This window comes from Streptococcus sanguinis (assembly GCF_019928825.1).
Taxonomy (GTDB): Bacteria; Bacillota; Bacilli; order Lactobacillales; family Streptococcaceae; genus Streptococcus; species Streptococcus sanguinis_L.
The window spans coordinates 51,096-74,213 of record NZ_JAHZOP010000004.1 but is presented as its reverse complement, the minus strand read 5'-3'; the positions used below and the strand labels follow the sequence as shown (position 1 = coordinate 74,213).

Here is a 23,118-nt window from a genome sequence, read left to right as displayed (position 1 = left end):
GATTGCCGACTTTATGCTTCCTACTGAAAAATTTCTGCCCCTTCTTACTCTTCAGTTCTTAATCTTCGATAAAGTCTCTGAGTGGTTTACTGCGGCTTGGATGGCGAAGTTTACGCAGGGCCTTGGCTTCAATCTGGCGGATCCGCTCGCGGGTGACATTGAAGACCTTGCCGACATCTTCCAGTGTCCGCATTTTTCCATCGTCCAGACCAAAGCGCAGGCGCAAGACGTTTTCCTCGCGGTCTGTCAGCGTATCTAAGACCTCATCCAGCTGCTCACGAAGGACGACACGAGTTGTGTAGTCAACTGGGTTTTCAATCACTTCATCTTCGATAAAGTCTCCCAGATGGCTGTCATCTTCCTCACCGATAGGGGTCTCCAGAGAAACCGGTTCTTGAGCAATCTTAAGAATCTCACGAACCTTGTCAGGTGTCATATCCATACGCTCAGCGATTTGCTCTGGTGTTGGGTCTTGCCCCAATTCCTGCAAGAGATTGCGTTGCTCACGGACTAGCTTGTTAATGGTTTCTACCATGTGGACCGGAATCCGAATGGTCCGAGCTTGGTCAGCAATCGCACGGGTAATGGCCTGACGAATCCACCAAGTCGCATAAGTTGAAAACTTAAATCCTTTGGTGTAGTCAAACTTATCAACGGCTTTCATCAGCCCCATATTTCCTTCTTGAATCAAGTCAAGGAACTGCATACCACGACCGACATAACGCTTAGCAATGGAAACAACCAGACGAAGGTTGGCCTCAGCCAGACGCTGCTTGGCTTCCAAGTCTCCCTGTTCTACCAAGATAGCCAGCTCCTGCTCTTCTTCATTGCTGAGAAGGGGCACAACCCCGATTTCTTTCAGATACATGCGGACTGGGTCATTGACCTTGGCTGAATTGCTGCCTAGGAGTTCTTCATCCGTCAGTTCTGCTTCTTCCTCTTCGTTATTTAAGACGCGCGCGCTGGGATTTCCTTCCTTATCTGTAATTGAGATGCCAGCATCCTGAATGCGCTGCAGCAAATCCTCAATCCCATCAGCGTCCAAAGTGAAAGGAATAACCAGTTGGTCATTAATTTCATCATCTGTCGCAACCCCTGTCTGCTTGTGGTTGCGGATAAATTCTGCAATTTGAACGTCTAATGTTGTTACTTCTTTTTGTTTTGTAGCCATTCCTACTCCATTCTTCTTTTTTGCTCAATCAAGCGCTCCAGCTCAGACAGGGCTGTATCCGTATCTCCGCTGTGAGAGGCTTCTCGAATCTTCTTACTAATAAACTGATTATGCTTGCGCAAAATCTCCCGCTCTCTGGTTTCTTCCACTTCTTTCAACTCATCTTCCAAAACCTCATTCGGCAAGTCTTCTTCTAAAACGCGGTACCAAGCCTGTTGAACATGATCTGGCAGCTGGGACAAATCCTGCGGTGTCACCTCACCATTTGCCAGCAAAATCTCATACAAGGTCTGCAATTCTTCCGAGTCAAAGACAAAATCTTCTCTCAGCCGATATTGGTTCAAAATCAAAGGATGATGTATCATGCGGTGGAAGATATGATTTTCCGCCCTCATGAGCCGACTCAGCCGGTTCGAAGGCGAAAACTGCATGACGACTGGTTGAGACTGCTGAGTGGGCGCCTCCTGACTGCGACTAGAGCGCTCAGCCAGCCGACTGTTATTTACCGTCTGCTCCACCTGCTGATAGTCAAAGTCCGGCAGCAACTCAGCCAGCATGTAAATATAGGAGTTCTGAGCTGTGATGGACTTGGTCTTCGCAATAATCGGCGCCATCTTCTCTACAAACTCAATCTGAGCCTGTAGATTTTCAATATTATCTGGTTTCAGATGATGCAGCAGAAACTCCACATTACTTATTCGCGTTTTGCTCAGCAAATGCTGCAAATCTTCCTCAGAATTTTTAGCTAGAAATTCATCCGGATCCAAATTATCTGGAATCCGAACAATTTCCACCGTCATATCTCTCAGCTCATCTAAAGCCTTAGCAGTCGCTGCCTGCCCAGCCCTATCTCCATCGTAAGACAGGATAATCTTCTTGCAATACTTGCTCAGGTGCTGGACATGCTCAGGTGTCAGAGCTGTTCCCATAGAAGCTACAGCATTTTCAATCCCGGCCCGATAAGCCGCAATCACATCCATAAAGCCTTCCATCAGATAGACCTCATGGCTCTTCTTGATAACCGGCTTGGCCTTATCCAGATGATAGAGCTCGTAGCTTTTATTGAAAATAGCGGTGCTGCGACTGTTTTTGTACTTGGCCTGATGGCCGTCTGAAGCCGCCTCTTGCCAAATCCGCCCGGAAAAGGCCACAACCTGTCCGCTGTCATTGGTCAGTGGAAACATAATTCGGTTCTGAAAGGCATCATAGACCAGATTATTCTCCGCCAGATTGAAGAGGCCCGAGTTCATGATGGTATTCTCATCAAACTTGCCAACCATGCTCTTATGAAGATAATTGCCCTCATTAGGAGCCAGCCCGATTTGAAAATGCTTAAGAGCATCATCTGTCAGCCCCCGCTGGTAGAGATAATCCCGCGCTTCCTCTCCCATCTTGGTCGTCATCAGGACCGCATGGTAAAACTTCGCTGCCTCAGTATGGATATCGTAGAGAGCCTGATGCGGATGACTTTGTCTCGGTCGGTCATTGCCCGCTGTCTCTACAGCCAAGGGAATCCCTGCCCGCTCTGCTACAATCTGAACAGCATCCATAAAGGAAACGCCTCGATAATCCTCAATGAATTTGAAGACATCGCCCGACTTGCCGCAGCCAAAACAGTGATAAAACTGCTTGTCCTCTACAACGTTAAAAGAGGGAGTCTTTTCGCCATGAAAGGGACAGAGTCCCAGGAAATTCCGCCCAGCCTTAGTCAAGGCCACTGTTTCTCCTATGACATCGACGATATTGACGCTGTTTTTAATTTCAGAAATGATTTCTTTATCAATCAAGAGACAATACCTCCAATTTATCATAGAATATCATTCTATATTTTATACTAAAATGATGCAAATGTAAAATATTTGACAAGCAAATATCTTGAGGATGTCATATAAATAAGCTATAATATAATCTCATTAATAAATTCTTGAAAGGAAAGAAAGAATGTTAAAGGATCTTAAAGAATTCTTGCTGCGCGGGAACGTGATTGATTTGGCAGTCGGTGTGATCATCGCCAACGCCTTTGGAGCAATCGTCACTTCATTGATTACTGACGTAATCACTCCCCTCTTCCTCAACCCAATTTTGAAAGCTGCAAACTTGGAGCAAATTTCTCAATTGAAATGGAACGGGATCGCTTATGGTAACTTCTTGAGTGCTGTAATTAACTTCTTGGTAATCGGTACTGTTCTTTTCTTCATCGTCAAGTCTGCTGAAAAAGCACAAAGCCTTGCTAAGAAGAAGGAAGAAGTTGAGGAAGCGCCAGCTGGACCAACTGAATTGGAAGTCCTGCAAGAAATCAAAGCTTTGTTGGCTGAGAAAAAATAAAGAGAATTCACTGATGAAAATCAGTGTTTTTTTCTTGTCCATTGCACACAATCTTCCTCTTCTCTCCAAAGAGTGAAAACAAAAAACAGACCGGAGTCTGCTTTTTTGTTCAATTAGAATTTTTTACGTTTACGAGCTGCTTCTGATTTGCGTTTGCGTTTTACAGAAGGTTTTTCATAGAATTCACGTTTGCGTGTTTCTTGAAGAGTACCAGCTTTAGTAACCGCACGTTTGAAACGACGAAGTGCATCATCAAGTGATTCATTCTTGCGTACTACTGTTTTTGACATTTTTTTCACTCCCTTCAAGTCCAAAATCTATATAATCATACCACATATAGAAAAGAGTGTCAAGTATTTTCTGTAAGTATGATGTAGCTCCTTTTTATGATACAAACAAGAAAACCAACTGCTATGATGCAGCTGGTCTTCTTTTACTTAGAGGGTTTTACGCTTCTTAGCAGCTTTGGAAAGGGAAATGTCCTGCACCTTATCATAGAACAGGAACTGCTGAATGAGCTCTCTGTCGCTCATGTCAGGATTCAAGTCAACAACATAGTCCAGCTTGATAGACTTCTTTTCAGCCGACTTGAGAGAGGTCAGTTCGGCTGATTTACAAGTCGTTTCAAAGATAGCATCAAAGAGTACTTCGTAGTCAAAGTCAGCTGGAACCTGAACCTGGACATAACGTCTGGTCGGACTGACTGAAGTAAAGCTCATCTTTTCAAAGAGCATCCAGATGCCTGAAATAGCTAGAGTAAAGACAATTCCCAGTGCTACAAATCCCATCCCTGTTGTAATCCCGATAGCCGTCGCCATAAAGATGGCTAGAAGCTCCTTGGAGCCACCTGCAGCTGACCGGAAGCGAATCAAGCTGAAAGTTCCTGCTACGGCGACACTGGTACCCAGATTTCCATTAACCAAGAAGATGATAATGGAAATAATGGCTGGCAAAAGGGAGAGGGTGACGACAAATTCCTTGGTATAAATGGTTTGGCGCTTATAGACCTTGGCCAAGATAATTCCTAAAACCACACTAGTTGCTAGTGAGAAAATCAATGCTAAAGGATTTATCTTGACTTCCGTAGAGGAGTAGATACTGTTAAATAACTGATTGAGCATAGACTACCTCCTTAGGCCTTGACTGTTTGAGTCAGCCTTTCTTTAGTTTTCAGGTAGGCATTGCCGTATTTTGAGAAGGACTGGTCTTCAAGACCGTATTTGTTCAGAATATCAGCCAACCACTGAGGATATTGACCAGGAACCTTGATTTCCATAATCACCTTGTCGTCATCCAGCAAGGGCAGTCCATAGCGGCCTAAAGCCAAGTCTACATCATAATCACGGTAGCGGATGTTGGAATCAACTGTCACACGGACTTTTTTATCTTCCAAGCCTCTCATAGAGTAGCGGTCATAGCTAATCACCATTTTTGGCTTCAAGTCTATATAGCGCTCCTGCAACTGCTCCACTTCTGCCTTGACCCGATCATCGGAAATAGTATGGTCTGCCACACCATTCACAATATAGTTGGTCACAGAGAGAGGATTCGAAACCAAACGGTATTTGAAACCTACTTCATCGCGTTTCTTCTTGATTTCCAAGAAAACTTGACTATCATCATTTGGCTGCTCAGCATAAGTGCGCATCCGCATCTTTTCGCGACCACCTTTTCTGGCAATGGAATCCTGAATCATCTGGAACTCATCATTATCAAAATACACATTGGAAATGGTTGATGTCGCATAATCATCTGCGGTGAGGTACGGTCTCATGTCAGCTTCAAGACGATTTAACATCGGCCGATCAAGAATATACTTCGTTTCGATTCGTTGGAAGTTTGTTTGGATTTGCTTTTGTTTCATTTGAATTCTCCTTTGATTCTACAAATGTAGTTTATGCTTTTAAAAGAAATAGAGCTTCCGCTCTGCATCCTACAAGCGTCTGGATAGGCTTTGCTTTCTTCTCCTTTCCAAGCAGTATTTTTCAAAAACATTCTACAAATGTAGTTTATAAGTATATTCTACAATTGTCGTTTATGAATGTCAAGAAAAAAGATAAATAATCTTTCAGTTTTTTTTGCATTAGGAAACGAAGTGCAAACTGTAAGCAAAATCGTCCTAAAATAAAGATAAACTGATGACAAACTGCTCTTGGAGGATTGCCAAATCCCCCTTTGAGAAGATAATAAAATTCTACCAGTCTAATCTTTTAAGAAACTTAAACTGGCAGAATCCTTTATTTAATCGTCATCATGGTCATCATCATCGTCCGAATCATCAGTGTCTGTCGTATGAGAGGAACTGTTCTGAGACGGAGTTTGAACTGTTGCTGTACTGGCTCCAGTAGAGCCCGCTGCTCCCGTATTTCCTGCGCCTGCAGTAGCGCTGTTGTCGGCTGGAGTTGATGCAGCAGACGAGGATGGACTGACTTCTTTTTCGACCGTTACTGTCTTTTCGACAATGGTATGCTGCTTGGATTGGATCAATTTTCCATCCTTAGCATTGACAATGGTTTCATGGGCCGTTTGCCCGTGTGAGAAGCGAATCTTATAAGTGTCTTTCTCACGAGAAATTTGTAAATCTTTAATATCTTTTTCAGAAAGAGACAGCTCTTTTAAGACGGACGCTAGAGCCTGACGCTGACTGAGCCCTCGAGACTGTTTTTGTTCGGCCACAGGTCTGCTTTGTTGAGCAGCTGGACTTTCTAGAGCAAAGACCGAGCTAGTCAAGAGCAAAAGGAGAGGAACGGCCACTACAAAAGCAGCAGACAGAAACCTCTTAGGCAGGCGATTATCCATAATACCGACAATCCGACGCTTGAGATTAAACTTGTCAGAGTAAAAGCAGGTCGTCAGAGCAATCGGGGTCTTCTTACTGCGGTCTATCATGGTCAAAATCGTTTCACCGTAGAAAGTCCGATACTCTGTATCTCTACAGCTCAGAACATCGTAGTCACAGTACATTTCTCCTGCTTCCTGAGTTTCCCGGCAGGCAAAGCGGACAACCGGATTAAACCAGTGCAGACTCTTGGCAAAAATTCCCAAAAGATTAACTAAAACATCGCGGTGCTTATAGTGAGTCAGCTCATGCTTGAAAATCAGCTGCAGCTCTTCTTCTGTGTAGTCCAACTCTGGCAGCACGATTAAAATATCTCTGAAACCTAGCAGCATAGGACTTTGGGACATAGGATAGTGGAGCAGACGAATCCGGCCCTTAACTCCCATCTCCTGCTGAACAGCCCGCAGCTGAGCCATCGCTTCTTCGTCCTGAAACTCCGTGCCCCAGCGCCTCAGCATCTTTCTGAAGCGAATATAAGAATAAGCATATCTTCCAATACTAAAGACAAAGCCAATCAGCCAGATGGCAAAGAGAATTTCAAACCAAGGTAGGCCCAGAAAAGCCTCCCATAGATTTGTCTGGGCAGCATTTTCAACTGCTTGAGAAGCACCCTGAGCTCCACCTGTCTGGGTAGCAGTCACTGCTGTCTGAACTACCGATCCTGTATTCAGCCGAATCAGGCCTGAGCCAAATTGGGGACGGAACGGAAACAGAAAACTCAGCAATATCAGAAACCAAATAAAATACTTCACTCTGACCGAAATCTTAGTTTTAAAGGCCGTAAAAAGCAGACTAAGCAAAAGCACCAAAATGGATGTTGACAAACTGGTCAGAAGAAAAGAAAGAAGGAATTGTTTCATGCTTATCCCTCCATCCTACTTTCCTTGGTTGAGCAGACTGCGCAGCTCATCCAATTCATTTTCCGAAAAGGAGTTAGAAGAAAAGAGTGTTTTGACAAATCCGCCCATAGAACGGCCGCTGTGACGCTTCAAGAAATCCGAAGCCTCAACTTCCAGATACTCATCTTCTGAGATCAAGGCTGTATACTGCCTTTCACGTCCCTTGCGGACACTTTCTAAAAAGCCCTTTTCCGTCAAGCGAGCCAAAACTGTAAGCAAAGTCTGGGGCTTCCAGTGATTGTCTGGTCCCAGCTTTTCCATGATACGGGCAGAGGTCGTCGGGGTAGGCAGCTGCCAAATTACTTTTAAAATAGTAAATTCCCCATCTGGCAAACGTTTAATAGGTCTTTTCATCGTTCCCACGCGCTTTCTAAATTAATGCTATTTCTATCTTTATTCTACACTTGTCTAACAAAAAAGTCAATCATTATATAAAAAAAGAATGGGAAATCAATTTTCCGCACTCTATTAGAAAAATAAACTAAGTAGGGTCAGCATAGCCAGTCCTCCCTGCTTGAACAAGATTTTAGGGTCACTGGTCACTGCACCGTATGCTGCCACCAAGATGATATAAACCATAAAAATTCCCAGCCAAACCGGACTAGGCTGTACAAAGGCTGCAATCAAGACCAAAACAGCTATCAATCCGTTGTAAACTCCTTGGTTTTTGAAAAGTGTATTGACCGACTGCTGCTCCAACTCCTCTTGTGACATACCGAAAACCCGAGCTGTTGCTGCAGAAGTCGTCGCAATGGTCTCCAAGTACAGGATGTAGAAAAATTCCAAGGCAACCAAACTTGCCAAAATCAGTGTAATAATAGACATTTTACTCTCCTAAAATAAATAACGAAACTTAGTATAACACAGACTGACTGGATCTGCGAAAATCTTGCTCAAAAATGGACAGTTTGTATAAAAAGTGTGACTAAAAATACTGAAGAAAAAAAGCGTAGCAGAAATCAGCAATTTCTGACTGGATGTGATACAATCTTTTTGAAAAATGGAGGTAGTTTATGTTAACCTATGATTTAATTGTCATCGGCTTTGGTAAGGCCGGTAAAACATTGGCAGCCAAAATGGCGGCCCAAGGAAAAAAAGTTGCTTTGATTGAGCGAAGCAAGGCTATGTATGGGGGAACCTGTATTAATATCGCCTGCATCCCAACCAAGACCCTGCTTGTCGCAGCTGAAAAAGGCCTGGCTTTCGACCAAGTCATGGCTGAAAAGAACGCTGTAACCAGCCGTCTCAACGGGAAGAACTACGCAGCAATCAGTGGCGCTGGTGTTGACATCATCGATGCGGAAGCTCATTTCCTTTCCAATAAAGTCATCGAAATCACAGTTGGCGATGAGAAAGAGGAACTGACTGCTGAGACCATTGTTATCAATACTGGTGCTGTTTCCAATGTCCTGCCAATTCCAGGACTGACTGAAACCGAACATGTCTATGACTCAACCGGCATCCAAAATCTGAAGGAACTTCCTAAACGCTTAGGAATTCTGGGGGGCGGTAACATCGGCTTAGAATTTGCTGGACTCTACAACAAATTGGGCAGTCAGGTGACTGTGCTGGATGCTGCTCCTGTCTTTCTCCCTCGAGTAGAGCCTTCTATCGCTGCTCTAGCTAAGCAATACATGGAAGAAGACGGAATCCAGCTCCTGCAAAATGTGCAAACCAAGGATATTAAAAATGATGGTGCTGAAGTTGTGGTTGTGACAGAGGATGGAGAATTCCGCTTTGATGCCCTACTCTATGCTACTGGCCGCAAGCCGAATGTTGAGCCACTGCAGTTGGAAAATACAGATATCAAGCTGACAGAGCGCGGAGCTATCAAGGTCAATAAACACTTGGAAACATCTGTACCTGGCGTTTTTGCAGCGGGCGATGTCAATGGCGGTCTGCAGTTCACTTATATCTCACTGGATGACTTCCGTATCCTTTATAGCTATCTGGCTGGCGATGGCAGCTACACACTGGAAGACCGTAAAAATGTCCCTACCAGCATGTTCATCACACCGCCATTGGCTCAAATCGGATTGACTGAAAAGGAAGCCCAAGAGCAAGGTTTACCGATTGCAGTCAAGGAGATTCCAGTCGCAGCAATGCCTCGTGGTCATGTCAATGCTGACTTACGTGGTGCCTTCAAGGCTGTTGTCAACACTGAGACCAAGGAAATCGTCGGAGCAACAATCTTCTCAGCAGGAGCTCAGGAAATTATCAACATCCTGACTGTAGCCATGGATAATAAGATTCCTTACACCTACTTGAGCAAGCAAATCTTCACTCACCCAACGTTGGCTGAAAACCTCAACGATTTATTTGCTATCTAATTTTAAGCCCCTGATGGGGCTTTTAAGATGTCTTCAAAACATTTGCTTACATTTCAACCCCTTTTTGTGGTACAATAATGCTAGTTTATTTTAAAAAGATTGAGGAAGATTATGTCTGAACTGTATGATATTACGATTGTCGGCGGTGGACCAGTTGGCCTATTCGCAGCTTTTTACGCTCATCTGCGCCAAGCCAAGGTTAAAATCATTGATTCCCTGCCTCAGCTGGGTGGTCAGCCGGCCATTCTCTATCCAGAAAAGAAGATTCTGGATGTGCCGGGCTTTACCAATCTAAGTGGCGAAGAGCTGACACAGCGTCTGATTGAGCAGCTGGAAACTTTCCAGACTGAGATTTGCCTCAATGAAACGGTTCTGGATATCGTTAAATCTGATGATGGCTTCACCATCACGACTTCTCAAGCTCAGCATCAGACCAAAACCATTATCATCGCCATGGGAGGCGGCGCTTTCAAACCGAGAGCTTTGGAACTAGACGATGCTGAAAGCTACAATAACCTCCACTATCATGTGTCAAACATCAGCCAGTACGCTGGCAAAAAGGTTGTCATTCTGGGAGGCGGTGACTCCGCTGTTGACTGGGCGCTAGCTTTTGAAAAGATTGCGGAAACCAGTCTAGTTCATCGTCGGGACAACTTCCGGGCTTTAGAACATAGTGTAGAAGAACTCAAGGCTTCTAGTGTTGAGATTAAGACACCATTTGTACCCAGTCGATTGGTCGGCGAAAATGGCAAGGTTACCCACTTGGAAATCAGCCAAGTCAAGGGAGAGGAAAGTCAGCTTCTGCCCCTAGATCATCTCTTTGTCAACTACGGTTTTAAATCCTCTGTCGGCAATCTCAAAGATTGGGGCTTGGAGCTCAACCGTCACAAGATTTTGGTAAACAGCAAGCAAGAAACTTCTGTGCCAGGTATCTATGCAGCCGGAGACTGCTGCAGCTACGAGGGCAAGATTGATCTGATTGCAACTGGGCTAGGTGAGGCACCTACTGCTGTCAACAATGCCATTAACCATATCTATCCTGAGCAAAAAGTCCAACCCAAACATTCTACAAGCCTATAAAAAACAGCTGCCGAGCTCAAGCTCAGCAGCTTTTATAATTCATCTGCGATTTTATTGATTTTTCTCAAGCGATGATTGACACCGCTCTTAGTCAGTGGCCGGCTCAGACTATCAGCTAGCTGCTGGATGGAGTATTCCGGATGTTGGATACGAAGCTGTGCTACCTCCTGCAGGTCCACAGGTAGACTTTCAATGCCAATATTATCGCTGATTTTGGCAATATTGTTGATGATTTTCATACTGGCTGTGACCGTGCGGGCGATGTTCGCTGTCTCCGCATTATTAGCGCGATTGAGGTCATTGCGCGCTTCCCGCATGAGCTTAAGAGATTCAAACTCAGCCATGGCTTCCATAGCACCGATGACAATGAGAAAATCCATGATATCCTCAGCCCGCTGCAGATAAGTAACAGCCCCTTTCTTGCGTTCGATGGTCTTGGCATCCAGTAGGAAACGACGCATCAAGGCAGCCAAATCCTCAGCATGATCCAGATAAACGGACAGAATTTCCAGCTGGTACTTGCCTGAGTCTGGCTCCCGCATGCTACCATTTGAGAGAAAGGCTCCCCGAAGGTAGGCTCGGCTAGCTTCGTCATCTGACAAAATGGCCTGGTCAATCCCGGCCTCGATACCAAAAAAGGAGTCAGCTAAGTGCAGGTCAGAAAGGATTTCTTCCACTTTCTGATCTAGAAATACTGTATAAACGCGATTCTTGCGCAGATTGGTCTTCTGATGGTGGCGGATTTCTGACTTGACCTGATAAAGGTCCGACAGCAACTCATAGAGATGGCGAGCAATCTTGGCATTTTCTGTTGTGACAGACAGGGTCAAACCACTACTGGCCAAGCCCAGACTGCCAGACATCTTGATCATGGCTGACAGCTCATTTTTATCTCTGCTTGCCAGACTCAGCAGTTCTTCTTTTACTTTTACTGTAAAACTCATTTGCGTACCTGTATAATCTGCATCAATTCGTCAACGACCAACTCGCCATCATGGAAAGCTCCGCCATTTTCTAAACGCAGAAAGTTTGAAGAAATAACGCGCGGAACCTGTTCTTGTAACCCCTGAAAATCATGCTCCACCTGTACCAGATATTCGTCAAACTGATTACTGTCCATGTACTCATGAGGGACAGGTTCGATATTGACCAAGACAGTATCTACAAACTTCCTGCCTAAATGACGGTGCAACACCTGAACGTGGTCGCTGTCTGAAAAATGCTCTGTTTCGCCTCGCTGGGTCATAATATTGCAGACATAGGCCACTTCTGCCTTGGTGTCTAGAAGAGCTTGGCCAATTTCCTCAATAACGAGGTTAGGCAAGATAGAGGTAAATAGTGAACCCGGCCCCAGAACCACCATATCGCTTTCTAAGATGCTCTCAACCACCTTTTTACTGGCAGCAGGCTTCTTGTCATCATAGGTATTGGTCACATAAACCCGCTCAATCATCCCGGTCTTGCTGGTCAGATTGCTTTCACCGACAACTTCCGTCCCATCTGTAAACACAGCATGCAGGGTCAGCGGATTGTCGCTAGAAGGGTAGATTTTTCCTGTCGTATGGAAAAACTTGGTCAAAAGCTGCATGGCATTATAGGTTGATCCCTGCATTTCGGAAATACCGGCAATAATCAGATTGCCCAAGGGATGTCCCGCTAGAACACCGTCTCCTTCCGCAAAGCGATACTGAAAGACCTTCTCATAAAACTTTGGCATGTCAGACATGGCTACTAAGACATTTCGCAAATCACCCGGCGGAGTCAGCTGCTGGATGTTTTTCCGCAGCTCACCAGAACTCCCGCCATCATCTGCTACTGTGACAATGGCTGTAATTTCTACGTCCTTTTTACGCAGGCTGTCTAAAATAACAGAAATGCCTGTCCCACCGCCAATGACTGTAATTCGTGGCTTTCTCATGAGCGGTTCACCGTTTCTTTCCGACGGTTTTTGTCGCGGTGACTGGCATTGACCGGCCAGTTTTTAGCCAAATCATCCGCTAAGCGCTGAGCAAAGGCCACACTGCGGTGCTGACCACCCGTACAGCCCACTGCAATCGTCAGGATAGACTTGCCTTCCTTCTGATAGCCCGGCAAGATTGGCTCAATCAAGCCTAGCAGATGCTGGTAAAATTCTTCTGACTCTGCATGGTTCATGACATAGTCAAAGACATCCTTGTCCAAACCTGTCTGATTGCGTAGCTCAGGTTTATAGTAGGGATTAGGCAGAAAGCGCACATCAAAGACCAAATCCGCATCCAAAGGCAGACCGTATTTGAAACCAAAACTCATGACCTCAATGCGGAAACTGTGCATCTCGTCCTGATTTGAGAATTGCTCAGAGATGGTCTTTCTCAGCTCCCGTGGTGTCAAATCAGTTGTGTCCACAACATTTTGACTGAGATTTTTCAGAGGGGCCAAGAGCTCACGCTCCAGCTTAATCCCATCCAAAATCCGGCCATCAGCTGCCAACGGATGGCTGCGCCGCGTTTCCTTGTAACGAGCCACTAACTCCTTATCCGCTGCATCTAGGAAAAGAATCTTAAAATCAATGTTCTCGTTTTGCTCTAAATCATCCAAAACGTTCTGGATTTGCAAAAAGAAGGAACGGCTCCGCATATCGACAACCAGAGCCAATTTATCATTGTCAGTGGTCCCTTCGACCAGCTGCAAGAACTTCGGCACCAGAGTTGGCGGCATATTGTCAATGGTAAAATAACCTAAGTCTTCAAAGGACTGAATGGCTACGGTTTTCCCCGCCCCGCTCATTCCAGTCACAATGACAAGCTGAATTTTCTTCTCAGACATAATAATCCTTTCATCAGATAGAATCCGTCAAAAAGCTGTTTTCTCCAGCCCTTTTTTAGAGAATCTCGGCAATAACCTCAATCTCAATCTTCACATCCTTAGGTAGGCGAGCCACTTCTACTGCCGAGCGAGCTGGAAATGCTTCTGTAAAGGCTGTTTTATAAACTTCATTAAAAGCCACAAAATCATTGATATCGCTCAAGAAGCAAGTAGCCTTGACTACGTGGTCAAAGTCTGTTCCAGCGGCTTCCAAAATGGCTGAAACATTTTTCAGCACCTGCTGGGTCTGCTCTTCAATAGTCGTCCCAACGATCTCTCCAGTTTCAGGAGACAGGGGAATCTGCCCGCTCGCAAACAAGAGATTGCCGACAATTTTTCCTTGAACATAAGGTCCAATCGCTGCTGGTGCTTTGTCTGTATGAATTGTTTTTGCCATAATTATCACTTCTCCTACTTATTTTTTTCATTATACCATAAAATAGCAAGCAATGGCCACGACAGATTGATAAGCCTTGCCTTTTTCCATTTTTTCATTGATGGGGCCTTAGAAGCTAAAAGGAAATCTTCTTACCTATCAGAACCCACTTTTTAAGATTTAAAAACGCTGAGAAATCTTTCCCAGCGTTTATGATTCTCAAAATAAAATCTTATTGCTCTTCAGCTTTCGCTAATGCTTCTCTTTCCAGACGAAGCTTGCGTTTGGGGTTGAGTTTATTAAAGAGCTCTTCTAGCTTTTCTGCATTCCAGACATCTGCCGCAGAGACAAAATTTCCATTTTCATCGCGAAAGGATATTGGTTTATCACCCATTGCAAGCCTCCTCAGTCAACGAATTCAAACTCAAACTTGCCGATGCGAACCAGATCCCCATCCTTGGCTCCGCGAGCGCGAAGGGCTTCATCAACGCCCATACCGCGAAGCTGACGAGCAAATTTCATGACTGCTTCATCGCGGTCAAAGTTGGTCATATTAAAGAGCTTCTCAAGCTTGTCACCTGACAGCACCCAAGTCGCATCATCATCACGAGAAATTTCAAAGGCTGGCGCTTCTTCGTCAAAGCCATAGTAAGCTTCCTCTTCCATTTCAGACTCATCATAGAGCAAGAACTCTGGTGTTTTATCTAGTAATTCAGCGGTCGCATCCAAGAGGGTCGCAAGTCCCTGCTTGGTCAGGCTAGAAATCGGGAAGATTTGCGGTAGTTCCGCAAACTCATCATAATTAGCTGATAATTTCTCTTTGAATACCTTGAGATTTTCAGCACTATCTGGCATATCCATCTTGTTAGCAACAATAATCTGCGGACGCTCCATGAGACGAAGGTTGTAGGATTCCAACTCTTTATTAATAGCTAGATAGTCCTCATAAGGGTCACGCCCCTCACTAGCTGACATATCAATGACATGAAGGATAACCCGTGTCCGCTCAATATGACGGAGAAACTGAGTACCCAGTCCGACCCCTTGGCTGGCCCCCTCAATCAAACCTGGCAAATCCGCCACCGCAAAGGACTCCCCTGAGTGAGTGCGGACCATACCTAGATTGGGCACGATTGTCGTAAAATGATAAGCACCAATCTTAGGCTTAGCTGCTGTGATGACACTAAGCAAAGTGGATTTCCCGACAGAAGGGAAGCCGACAAGACCAACGTCTGCTAGTACCTTGAGCTCCAGCAGAAGCTCACGCTCTTGACCCGGTTCTCCATTCTCAGAAATCTCTGGAGCAGGATTTTTAGGCGTCGCAAAGCGGATATTTCCACGACCGCCACGACCGCCACGCGCTACGATGAATTCTTGGCCGTTTTCTACCAAGTCCGTTAGCACCTTGCCTGTCTCCGCATCACGAACCGTTGTCCCTTGAGGTACACGAACAATTAAGTCCTCAGCGCCACGGCCATGCATGCCCTTAGTCATGCCCTTTTCACCAGATTGAGCCTTGAAGTGGCGATTGTAGCGAAAATCCATCAGGGTACGCAGACCTTCGTCTACGACAAAAACAACATTGCCGCCACGACCGCCATCACCGCCCCAAGGACCGCCATTCGGAACATATTTTTCACGGCGAAAGGCCACCATGCCATCGCCACCATTGCCAGCCTTAACTTGAATCTTGGCCGTATCTAAAAACATACTCATTTTTTCTATTCTCTTTTTCTAGTCTAAAAAAACGCCCTGAAGCGTTTGGATTAAAAGATTGCACTGAGAGCAGAAGCAAAGATTGCTCCGACTGTCACGATGAGCATGATAATCACGACCAGCATCGTCAATTTTTCAAATCCTGTTTTTTTGCGTTGTCCGTTATCTCCAAAAGCCACGATAACACCTCTATCCTTTAAAAATTACTAGGTCTATTCTAACACGATTGCTCCGTTTTTTCAAATGGAAAACCATGCAAAAAGGCTTTAAGAGAAAACTCTTAAAACCTTTGAATCTTATCTAGTCTTCTTTTGAAGAAAGACATAGCTTCCAAAGCCAACTAAGATTGCCAAACCTGCAACTGACAGCCAAAGCGTCGTTTCTTGACCAGTCTTAGGCAGAACTTTTTTGTTGCCTCCTGCAGCACCTGGATCATTGGTACCATTGTTTGAATTGTTATTTCCATTTCCTGGATTGTCTGTTCCACCCTTTGGATTATCGGAACTGTTACCAGGGGTATTGTTACCATTACCTGGGGTATTATTCGGATTATTGTTTGGATTGTTGTTAGGGTTGTTATTTGGATTGTTTGGATTGTTGTTATTTCCAGGGTTAGGTGGCTGAACTGCCTTGCCTGGATCATTACCTCTATAGGTATTTGTAAAGACAGGATCCAAATCATATTTAACAGAGCCCAAAAACTCACCATTCACATCTTTAACAGTAACTGTCAGCTGAGCTTCCTTGTCATCATAGATGTAGTTAGCATCATTGCCCGGAATTTCCTTAATGCTGTAGCGGTAGTCACCAGCTGCATTATAGTTCAAGGCTTTGAAATTGATAGAACCATCAGCTTCATTGGTAGCTGTTTGAAGTAAAACACCGTTTTCGTCAAAGAGACCAAAGGTAAATTGACCCTTCTCTAACACTTTATTGACAAGTTTTTTCTGTGCCTGAATCTTCACATCTTTTGCTAGCACAGCGCTTCCTTTACCAGAGCCCTCTTCCAAGCGGACTGACTTAGTAATAGTACGCTCTGGGAAGCCTTTTGCTGTCCAAGACAGGGTGTTGTTAACCACATCCCCCACTTTAGTACCTTCTGGTACACGAGTAGAGTACTCGATGTACATTGGCCAGTTGTAGTTATCGCCAAAGTTAATGGTAAAACCGTTAGCATCGCCATTAGCGTTTTGAGTTAGAACTGCCTTGTTAGTAAAGTTATCAACTACTGGCAGAGTCAGGATATGAGCTTCATTGCGAATACCACCTGCAACAGGAGCATAACGAACTGCACGTAGAGTACCCGGTACCAGTGTCAGACCATCACCAAAGTTGTCTGAAATTACCATGTTGCGAAGCATGTCCTGTCTTGCATTCAGGATAATGCGCCATTTAACAATACTCGGATCAGTGCTGTCCTGGTAGCCATATTTCATTTCATACTCACCAGCAGTTCCTTCTTCTTTCTGGTATTGGAAAGAAAAGTCTGTCTGGCCAAATTTGAAGGAAACAGGACCTGTTTCTTTGACTTTTTCGTTATTGATGCGAACATTAAAGCCCAAAGATAGCTCTTTCTTTTGAGTATAGTTTGTAAAGTAGTTACTGAAAGTCACTGTAACTGACTGAGTCGCTGGGTCAGTTTGAGCTGTACCGACTAACTCTCCCGTATGATTAACAACATCATAGACATCGAAGTTTAAGGCAGTAATCAGACTTAATTCTTCCGGAAGTTTAAAAGTCAGGGTATCCCCTTCAGCGATCGTTTGAGCCGCAGGAAATGTGAAGTTGGTTGTTACAGACAAGGTTTCATTAGTCTTAACAGTTGAGTCACTTGTTAATGGCTCACCATCCTTAGTAATGCTGGTTTGCTGACTGTATTCAGTTACTTCAGAAGCGTGAGTTCGAGCAGCAAAACCTAAACCTGTAACAATAGCTGTTAATAAGATAAGAATTTTAAAAATAATTGTATTTTTATTTTTCATCTTTTTCTCCTTTCGTAGCTTATTATACCAAGAGTATTGCAATTTATCAACATTTTTATTCGTAGTGTTTAAAAATTCATAACAATGTAAAAAAACCAAGACGTTGTGTCTCAGTTTCTTTACGTTTTATTACTCAATTCCAATTTCATCTCGAACAACATTAGCAATGGTATCTACATAATAATTTACTTCTTCGTCAGTTGGTGCTTCAGCCATGACCCTCAGCAGAGGCTCTGTTCCGCTCGGACGAACCAAAATCCGGCCATTGCCAGCCATTTCAGCTTCCATTTTCTCAATGACCGTCTTAATAGCTGGAACTTCCATCGCCTTATCCTTCATGCTGTTTTCCACACGGATATTGACTAGTTTCTGCGGATAGATAGTTACTTCAGCAGCCAATTCAGATAGCTTCTTACCTGTTTCCTGCATGACCTTGGTCAATTGCACAGCTGAAAGCTGACCGTCACCTGTCGTATTGTAGTCCATGATGATAACATGTCCAGACTGCTCGCCACCAAGATTATAACCATTCTTGCGCATTTCCTCTACTACATAGCGGTCACCAACTGCTGTCACAGCCTTTTGAATACCTTCGCGATCCAAAGCCTTATGGAAGCCTAGGTTGGACATGACAGTCGTAACAATGGTATTCTGCGCCAGCTCGCCTTTCTCAGACAGGTACTTACCGATGATGTACATAATCTTGTCACCGTCTACCAGCTCACCATTTTCATCCACGGCAATGAGGCGGTCGCTATCTCCATCAAAGGCCAGACCAATCGCTGCACCAGACTCACGAACAACTTCCTGCAAAGCTTCTGGATGCGTAGATCCAACATTCAGATTGATATTGAGGCCGTCTGGATTTTCTCCAATAATCGTCAACTGTGCGCCGAGATCCGCAAAAATCTGACGGGCGCTGGTAGAAGCCGCACCGTTAGCCGTATCTAAGGCCACATGCATTCCTTCTAGTTCCAAACCAGTTGAAACCAAGTATTGTTGGTACTTGCGCAACCCTTCTGGATAGTCAACCAAGTCACCTAAACCTTCGGCGCTTGGACGTGGCAAGGTATCTTCTGCTGCGTCCAGCAAAGCTTCGATTTCCAATTCACGCTCGTCATCCAGCTTATAGCCGTCACCACCAAAGAATTTGATACCATTATCCAAAGCTGGATTGTGGCTAGCAGAAATCATGACTCCCGCGCTGGCCTTCTCTGACTTGACCAGATAAGCCACACCAGGCGTTGCAATGACACCTAGCTTATAAACATGAATCCCAACGGACAAAAGTCCTGCAACCAAGGCGCTTTCCAGCATTTCTCCTGAAATTCGAGTATCACGGCCAACAAAGACCCGGGGAACTTCACTTTCGTGCTGGCTCAGAACATAACCACCAAAGCGGCCGAGTTTAAAGGCCAATTCCGGCGTTAATTCCACATTTGCTTCTCCGCGAACACCATCGGTTCCAAAGTATTTACCCATTATAAATAGTTTCCTTTCATAAGACTTGGATGTAAAGATTTAGGCTACAAGCGAGGCAGACCGCTTTAATCCAAGTTTATTTTCAAAATTTTATTTAGTTTTTATTTGATGAGCTCGTATTTGAGCTACTGTTAGAGGAGGACGAGCCTGAGTTGTCTGCTGTTTTAGTGTTGACACGCATAGTCGTTTCAAATGGTGTCACCACGCTTGGCATGACATTTCCCTGTCCATCAACAGCCTGCAGCGGCGCTGTCCCGCTGTAGTTGCCAGTGATAATGACATTGGTCGGGAGAATAGCCACGACATATTCAATCTTAGACAGGGTCTCCTCGTCACTAGTTACTGTAGCTTCCTTATTTTCCAAGGTCACACCACTGATAGACACATTTTCAGCCACCTGGCTGTCTGTGATGAGATAGCGGACTTCAACCTTCTTGCTGGCTTTTTTACCAATCTTAACAGAAATCTTCTGGGGAGTGACTGTAGCAGTCAGACCGCTTGGCAGGTTTTCAACCTTTAGCGGAATTTCTACTGTTCCCTCTGTAGCCTTAGAAAGATCAGCTACAACTCGAAACTTCCGAGTACTTTCCTGCATTTCACTGGCTAGATTGACCCGGTTGGAGCCTGTCAGGGCGACGGAAACTTCAGAAGTGAAGCCGCTGATAAAGTAATTCTCGCTGTCATATTTGATATCAATTGGCACATTGGAAACCGTATTGGTATAAGTTTCAGATGTGACCTGTCGAACTCCAGTATTGTTTTGATAACTGCTAGAGGTTGCATAGACAAAAAGCACTAGGGCAAAGAAAAACGAAGAGATGATATAAAGAATTTTTTTACGTTTTTTCATTTCTTCCATCCTCCCATGAAGCGTTTTTTCAAACCTGCTGGCTTTTCCTGCTCTGATAAGAAGACCTTTCTCAGCTCTATCTCAAACTCATCCAAAGTCAGATCATGCTTGAAAATTCCATTGTGCGTAGTGGAAATCCCACCTGTTTCTTCTGAAACGACAAAAGTAAACGCATCAGATACTTCAGACAGGCCAATAGCTGCGCGGTGCCGGGTTCCAAACTCCTTAGAGATGCCGCTGCTTTCTGTCAGAGGCAGGTAGGCACAGGAAGCCGCAATCTTATTGTTTTTTATAATGACAGCTCCATCGTGCAATGGCGTATTGGGGATGAAAATATTGATTAGCAGCTCTCCGGACACATCTGCATCCAAAGTGATCCCTGTTGCAATGTACTCCTGCAAGGTGCGGGTTCCCTGAATGGCCACCAAAGCCCCGATTTTCCGCGGACTCATATAGGCAACAGACTTGACAAAGGCCTGAACCATTTTTTCTTCGTTACTGATGGGCGTCGTAGAAAAAATATCCGTTGCTCGGCCCAGCTTTTCCAATCCTGCCCGAATCTCAGGCGAGAAAATCACCACAGCCGCAATGACCCCATAAGTGATGACCTGATTAATCAGCCAAGAAATGGTGGTCAAGCCGATGATATTGGCAAAAAACTGTGCCAAGATAAAGAAGAGCACCCCGCGGACCAGAATCATAATCTTCGTACCAGCGATGGCCTTGATCAGATAATATAGAATCCATGCGACGATAACGACGTCAATAATATTAATTACAATCCTCCAAGGGTCAGAAAACAAACTGGCCCAATATTGGAGATTGGTTAGTTGTTGAAAATTCATACTTAGACTTCCTACTCCTCTACAAACAAAATCAAACAGCTGTAGCAACAAATCGAACTTATTAAATCCAGTATCAGCCTGATTTTATCTTGTAATTAGAGTTCACTCAATTAACTTCTCTCTTTTTATTTTACAGTGGGTCTTAATGCTTAAAGACTTACCAACCCATTATATCACGTTTGTCAATATTTTTCTGTAACCTTCTTTACTTTTTTATGATAAAATATTTCTTATGAAGATAAATACAGCATTGGGCCTCTTGGCAGGCAAGTCCTCCCACTTTGTTCTCAGCAAAATGGGACGTGGATCGACCCTGCCGGGGAAAGTTGCCCTGACATTTGACAAAAACATTTTACAAAATCTAGCGAAGAACTATGAGGTCGTGGTTGTTACCGGAACCAATGGTAAAACTCTGACTACAGCTCTGACAGTAGGCATTCTCAAGGAGGCCTTCGGAGAAGTAGTGACCAATCCCAGCGGTGCCAATATGATTACGGGGATTACCACAACCTTCCTAACCGCTAAGAAAGGCAAATCTGGCAAGAATATCGCTGTGCTGGAGATAGACGAAGCCAGCCTATCTCGGATTTGTGATTATATCAAGCCTAGCCTCTTCGTCTTTACCAATATATTCCGAGACCAGATGGACCGCTATGGGGAGATCTACACAACCTACCAGATGATTCTGGATGCTGCAGCTAAAGTGCCTGAAGCGACTGTACTGATGAATGGCGACAGCCCCCTCTTTAACTCAGTAAGCCTGAAGAATCCTGTTCGCTACTATGGATTTGATACCGAGAAAGGCCAGGCTCAGCTCGCTCACTACAATACTGAGGGCATCCTCTGTCCTAAGTGCGAGCATATCCTCAAGTATGAGCTCAACACCTATGCCAATCTGGGAGCTTATATCTGTGAGGACTGTGGCTTCAAGCGTCCTAAGCTTGACTACAGCCTGACCGCTCTCAAAACACTTGAGCATAACCGCTCTGCCTTTACCATTGATGGACAAGACTATCAAATCAATATCGGCGGTCTCTACAATATCTATAACGCTCTAGCAGCAGTGTCAGTAGCTCAATTCTTTGGTGTTGAGCCGGCTACTATCAAGGCTGGCTTTGACAAGAGCCGAGCTGTCTTTGGCCGTCAGGAAACTTTCAAAATCAGCGATAAGGAATGTACCTTAGTCTTGATTAAAAATCCTGTTGGGGCGACCCAAGCTTTAGATATGATTGGACTTGCACCCTTTGACTTTAGTTTGTCCGTCCTGCTCAACGCCAACTATGCGGACGGAATTGATACCAGCTGGATCTGGGATGCTGACTTTGAGAAGATTCTAGAGATGGAGCTTCCTCATGTCATTGCAGGTGGTGTGCGCCACTCTGAGATTGCTCGTCGACTGCGGGTAACCGGCTATCCAGCAGATCAGATTACTGAAGTCAAAGATTTAGAAGCAGTATTTAAGGCCATTGAGCAGCAAGAAACCAAGCATGCCTATATCTTAGCAACTTATACTGCTATGCTGGAATTCCGCGAGCTACTGGCAGATCGACAAGTGGTCAGAAAGGAGATGAACTAATGGTTTACAGATCCCTCACTTCTCCTGAAAACCAGGATTACCGTTACGATGTAAAGATTGCCCACCTCTATGGTAATCTCATGAATACCTACGGCGATAACGGCAATGTTCTCATGCTCAAGTATGTGGCTGAAAAGCTATGCGCTAGGGTTGAAGTCGATATCGTCTCTCTAGAAGATGACTTTGACAAGGACAACTACGACATCGTCTTCTTTGGCGGAGGTCAAGACTACGAGCAAACGATCGTGGCTCGTGACTTGCCAGCTAAAAAAGAAGCTTTGGAAAGCTTTATCAATGAAAATGGCGTTGTGCTAGCTATCTGCGGTGGCTTCCAACTCTTAGGCCAATACTATATCGAAGCTTCTGGCCGTCGAATCGAAGGCCTGGGCATCATGGGCCACTACACCCTCAACCAGACCAAAAACCGCTATATCGGTGACATTAAGATTCATAATGATGAATTCGATGAAACCTACTACGGCTTTGAAAATCACCAAGGACGGACTTTCCTCTCTGACGACGAAAAACCTCTGGGCAAAGTCGTCTATGGAAATGGTAACAACCAAGAAGACGGCAATGAAGGCGTCCACTATAAGAATGTCTTTGGCTCCTACTTCCATGGTCCCATCTTGTCCCGCAATGCAAACTTGGCCTACCGTCTGGTGACTACCGCTCTGAAAAATAAGTATGGCTCAGATATTAAACTGGCTGCTTATGAAGATATCCTTGCCCAAGAAATCCCAGAAGAATACGGAGATATCAAAAGCAAGGCTGAGTTTGAATAGATAAACAGGAGAATCACT

The 23,118-nt window shown here is 44.7% G+C and carries 24 protein-coding genes; 5 read left to right on the top strand and 19 right to left on the bottom strand.

The annotated features are described in order from the left end of the window. Positions 1 to 58 precede the first annotated feature (58 nt). On the bottom strand, positions 59 to 1,171 hold the full coding sequence (rpoD, locus tag K1J09_RS08525) for an RNA polymerase sigma factor RpoD (protein ID WP_002897871.1): 1,113 nt from the start codon (positions 1,169 to 1,171) through the stop codon (positions 59 to 61). Positions 1,172 to 1,173: 2 nt separating this feature from the next. After that, the gene (gene dnaG / locus K1J09_RS08520; protein WP_317627838.1) at positions 1,174 to 2,958 is read right to left on the bottom strand and encodes a DNA primase; all 1,785 of its coding nucleotides are present in this window, start codon (positions 2,956 to 2,958) and stop codon (positions 1,174 to 1,176) included. Between the two features lie 154 nt (positions 2,959 to 3,112). Here dnaG and mscL point away from each other — a divergent pair, with 154 nt between their 5' ends. Then, positions 3,113 to 3,496 (top strand): large conductance mechanosensitive channel protein MscL, encoded by a 384-nt coding sequence (gene mscL / locus K1J09_RS08515; RefSeq protein WP_002904176.1) that lies wholly within the window; start codon positions 3,113 to 3,115, stop codon positions 3,494 to 3,496. A 113-nt stretch (positions 3,497 to 3,609) separates the two neighbouring features. Here mscL and rpsU read toward each other — a convergent pair whose 3' ends face one another. The 6 genes from rpsU to K1J09_RS08485 all read right to left on the bottom strand — a co-directional run bounded on the left by rpsU (position 3,610) and on the right by K1J09_RS08485 (position 8,059). After that, positions 3,610 to 3,786, bottom strand: a complete 177-nt coding sequence (gene rpsU / locus K1J09_RS08510) for a 30S ribosomal protein S21 (RefSeq protein ID WP_000048054.1) — start codon at positions 3,784 to 3,786, stop codon at positions 3,610 to 3,612. Positions 3,787 to 3,933: 147 nt separating this feature from the next. Next, the gene (locus tag K1J09_RS08505; RefSeq protein ID WP_002895949.1) at positions 3,934 to 4,617 is read right to left on the bottom strand and encodes a DUF4956 domain-containing protein; all 684 of its coding nucleotides are present in this window, start codon (positions 4,615 to 4,617) and stop codon (positions 3,934 to 3,936) included. An 11-nt stretch (positions 4,618 to 4,628) separates the two neighbouring features. Beyond that, positions 4,629 to 5,360, bottom strand: a complete 732-nt coding sequence (locus K1J09_RS08500; protein WP_149566383.1) for a polyphosphate polymerase domain-containing protein — start codon at positions 5,358 to 5,360, stop codon at positions 4,629 to 4,631. 377 nt (positions 5,361 to 5,737) lie between these two features. After that, the gene (locus K1J09_RS08495) at positions 5,738 to 7,195 is read right to left on the bottom strand and encodes a M56 family metallopeptidase (protein ID WP_223323448.1); all 1,458 of its coding nucleotides are present in this window, start codon (positions 7,193 to 7,195) and stop codon (positions 5,738 to 5,740) included. 15 nt (positions 7,196 to 7,210) lie between these two features. Continuing rightward, positions 7,211 to 7,588 carry a BlaI/MecI/CopY family transcriptional regulator gene (locus tag K1J09_RS08490; RefSeq protein WP_125332443.1) on the bottom strand — a complete coding sequence of 126 codons (378 nt, stop codon included), beginning with the start codon at positions 7,586 to 7,588 and terminating at the stop codon, positions 7,211 to 7,213. A 114-nt stretch (positions 7,589 to 7,702) separates the two neighbouring features. Then, entirely contained in the window at positions 7,703 to 8,059 is a 357-nt protein-coding gene (locus K1J09_RS08485; protein WP_004187581.1) for a DUF1304 domain-containing protein, read from the bottom strand. 188 nt (positions 8,060 to 8,247) lie between these two features. Between K1J09_RS08485 and K1J09_RS08480 the strand changes: the two genes are divergently transcribed. Both K1J09_RS08480 and K1J09_RS08475 read left to right on the top strand, forming a co-directional pair. Beyond that, positions 8,248 to 9,564: an FAD-containing oxidoreductase gene (locus K1J09_RS08480; protein ID WP_125332445.1), complete on the top strand. Its 1,317-nt coding sequence runs from the start codon at positions 8,248 to 8,250 to the stop codon at positions 9,562 to 9,564. A gap of 111 nt (positions 9,565 to 9,675) precedes the next feature. Continuing rightward, positions 9,676 to 10,644, top strand: coding sequence for an NAD(P)/FAD-dependent oxidoreductase (locus tag K1J09_RS08475; protein WP_002900700.1), 969 nt, complete (start codon positions 9,676 to 9,678; stop codon positions 10,642 to 10,644). 32 nt (positions 10,645 to 10,676) lie between these two features. On the opposite strand, the gene whiA is transcribed toward K1J09_RS08475, so the two are convergent. The 11 genes from whiA to cdaA all read right to left on the bottom strand — a co-directional run bounded on the left by whiA (position 10,677) and on the right by cdaA (position 20,739). Beyond that, positions 10,677 to 11,588, bottom strand: a complete 912-nt coding sequence (gene whiA, locus K1J09_RS08470) for a DNA-binding protein WhiA (protein WP_223323446.1) — start codon at positions 11,586 to 11,588, stop codon at positions 10,677 to 10,679. Further along, the gene (locus tag K1J09_RS08465) at positions 11,585 to 12,562 is read right to left on the bottom strand and encodes a YvcK family protein (protein WP_223323444.1); all 978 of its coding nucleotides are present in this window, start codon (positions 12,560 to 12,562) and stop codon (positions 11,585 to 11,587) included. Before K1J09_RS08465 ends, whiA begins: the two co-directional genes overlap by 4 nt. After that, positions 12,559 to 13,449, bottom strand: coding sequence for an RNase adapter RapZ (rapZ, locus tag K1J09_RS08460; protein ID WP_002900704.1), 891 nt, complete (start codon positions 13,447 to 13,449; stop codon positions 12,559 to 12,561). The genes K1J09_RS08465 and rapZ overlap by 4 nt, the downstream gene beginning before the upstream one ends. A gap of 55 nt (positions 13,450 to 13,504) precedes the next feature. Then, positions 13,505 to 13,885 (bottom strand): RidA family protein, encoded by a 381-nt coding sequence (locus K1J09_RS08455; protein ID WP_002906916.1) that lies wholly within the window; start codon positions 13,883 to 13,885, stop codon positions 13,505 to 13,507. A 211-nt stretch (positions 13,886 to 14,096) separates the two neighbouring features. After that, a complete protein-coding gene (locus K1J09_RS08450) occupies positions 14,097 to 14,258 on the bottom strand; it encodes a hypothetical protein (protein ID WP_125352087.1) in 162 nt (53 codons plus the stop codon). An 11-nt stretch (positions 14,259 to 14,269) separates the two neighbouring features. Then, positions 14,270 to 15,580 carry a GTPase ObgE gene (gene obgE / locus K1J09_RS08445; RefSeq protein ID WP_061589209.1) on the bottom strand — a complete coding sequence of 437 codons (1,311 nt, stop codon included), beginning with the start codon at positions 15,578 to 15,580 and terminating at the stop codon, positions 14,270 to 14,272. A 50-nt stretch (positions 15,581 to 15,630) separates the two neighbouring features. Then, on the bottom strand, positions 15,631 to 15,759 hold the full coding sequence (locus K1J09_RS08440) for a DUF4044 domain-containing protein (RefSeq protein WP_002895969.1): 129 nt from the start codon (positions 15,757 to 15,759) through the stop codon (positions 15,631 to 15,633). A 117-nt stretch (positions 15,760 to 15,876) separates the two neighbouring features. Continuing rightward, complete coding sequence (locus K1J09_RS08435; RefSeq protein WP_125445214.1) at positions 15,877 to 17,562, bottom strand: Ig-like domain-containing protein; 1,686 nt, start codon at positions 17,560 to 17,562, stop codon at positions 15,877 to 15,879. A gap of 129 nt (positions 17,563 to 17,691) precedes the next feature. Then, on the bottom strand, positions 17,692 to 19,044 hold the full coding sequence (glmM, locus tag K1J09_RS08430; protein ID WP_061602948.1) for a phosphoglucosamine mutase: 1,353 nt from the start codon (positions 19,042 to 19,044) through the stop codon (positions 17,692 to 17,694). A gap of 94 nt (positions 19,045 to 19,138) precedes the next feature. Next, on the bottom strand, positions 19,139 to 19,903 hold the full coding sequence (locus K1J09_RS08425; protein WP_176693545.1) for a CdaR family protein: 765 nt from the start codon (positions 19,901 to 19,903) through the stop codon (positions 19,139 to 19,141). Next, complete coding sequence (gene cdaA / locus K1J09_RS08420; RefSeq protein WP_223323442.1) at positions 19,891 to 20,739, bottom strand: diadenylate cyclase CdaA; 849 nt, start codon at positions 20,737 to 20,739, stop codon at positions 19,891 to 19,893. The genes K1J09_RS08425 and cdaA overlap by 13 nt, the downstream gene beginning before the upstream one ends. A 232-nt stretch (positions 20,740 to 20,971) precedes the next feature. On the opposite strand from cdaA, the gene murT reads away from it, so the two are divergent. Then, positions 20,972 to 22,315 (top strand): lipid II isoglutaminyl synthase subunit MurT, encoded by a 1,344-nt coding sequence (gene murT / locus K1J09_RS08415; RefSeq protein WP_223323441.1) that lies wholly within the window; start codon positions 20,972 to 20,974, stop codon positions 22,313 to 22,315. Beyond that, a complete protein-coding gene (gene gatD / locus K1J09_RS08410) occupies positions 22,315 to 23,100 on the top strand; it encodes a lipid II isoglutaminyl synthase subunit GatD (RefSeq protein ID WP_223323439.1) in 786 nt (261 codons plus the stop codon). Before murT ends, gatD begins: the two co-directional genes overlap by 1 nt. The last annotated feature ends 18 nt before the right edge of the window (positions 23,101 to 23,118 follow it).

Coding starts and splice junctions, on each gene's coding strand:
- K1J09_RS08455 (WP_002906916.1), bottom strand. CDS start 13,885: ATGGCAAAAACAATTCATACAGACAAAGCACCAGCAGCGATTGGACCT.
- K1J09_RS08425 (WP_176693545.1), bottom strand. CDS start 19,903: ATGGAAGAAATGAAAAAACGTAAAAAAATTCTTTATATCATCTCTTCG.
- murT (WP_223323441.1), top strand. CDS start 20,972: ATGAAGATAAATACAGCATTGGGCCTCTTGGCAGGCAAGTCCTCCCAC.
- K1J09_RS08435 (WP_125445214.1), bottom strand. CDS start 17,562: ATGAAAAATAAAAATACAATTATTTTTAAAATTCTTATCTTATTAACA.
- rpsU (WP_000048054.1), bottom strand. CDS start 3,786: ATGTCAAAAACAGTAGTACGCAAGAATGAATCACTTGATGATGCACTT.
- whiA (WP_223323446.1), bottom strand. CDS start 11,588: ATGAGTTTTACAGTAAAAGTAAAAGAAGAACTGCTGAGTCTGGCAAGC.
- gatD (WP_223323439.1), top strand. CDS start 22,315: ATGGTTTACAGATCCCTCACTTCTCCTGAAAACCAGGATTACCGTTAC.
- glmM (WP_061602948.1), bottom strand. CDS start 19,044: ATGGGTAAATACTTTGGAACCGATGGTGTTCGCGGAGAAGCAAATGTG.
- mscL (WP_002904176.1), top strand. CDS start 3,113: ATGTTAAAGGATCTTAAAGAATTCTTGCTGCGCGGGAACGTGATTGAT.
- rapZ (WP_002900704.1), bottom strand. CDS start 13,449: ATGTCTGAGAAGAAAATTCAGCTTGTCATTGTGACTGGAATGAGCGGG.
- K1J09_RS08505 (WP_002895949.1), bottom strand. CDS start 4,617: ATGCTCAATCAGTTATTTAACAGTATCTACTCCTCTACGGAAGTCAAG.
- K1J09_RS08485 (WP_004187581.1), bottom strand. CDS start 8,059: ATGTCTATTATTACACTGATTTTGGCAAGTTTGGTTGCCTTGGAATTT.
- K1J09_RS08450 (WP_125352087.1), bottom strand. CDS start 14,258: ATGGGTGATAAACCAATATCCTTTCGCGATGAAAATGGAAATTTTGTC.
- K1J09_RS08465 (WP_223323444.1), bottom strand. CDS start 12,562: ATGAGAAAGCCACGAATTACAGTCATTGGCGGTGGGACAGGCATTTCT.
- cdaA (WP_223323442.1), bottom strand. CDS start 20,739: ATGAATTTTCAACAACTAACCAATCTCCAATATTGGGCCAGTTTGTTT.
- rpoD (WP_002897871.1), bottom strand. CDS start 1,171: ATGGCTACAAAACAAAAAGAAGTAACAACATTAGACGTTCAAATTGCA.
- K1J09_RS08500 (WP_149566383.1), bottom strand. CDS start 5,360: ATGAAACAAAAGCAAATCCAAACAAACTTCCAACGAATCGAAACGAAG.
- K1J09_RS08490 (WP_125332443.1), bottom strand. CDS start 7,588: ATGAAAAGACCTATTAAACGTTTGCCAGATGGGGAATTTACTATTTTA.
- obgE (WP_061589209.1), bottom strand. CDS start 15,580: ATGAGTATGTTTTTAGATACGGCCAAGATTCAAGTTAAGGCTGGCAAT.
- K1J09_RS08480 (WP_125332445.1), top strand. CDS start 8,248: ATGTTAACCTATGATTTAATTGTCATCGGCTTTGGTAAGGCCGGTAAA.
- K1J09_RS08475 (WP_002900700.1), top strand. CDS start 9,676: ATGTCTGAACTGTATGATATTACGATTGTCGGCGGTGGACCAGTTGGC.
- K1J09_RS08495 (WP_223323448.1), bottom strand. CDS start 7,195: ATGAAACAATTCCTTCTTTCTTTTCTTCTGACCAGTTTGTCAACATCC.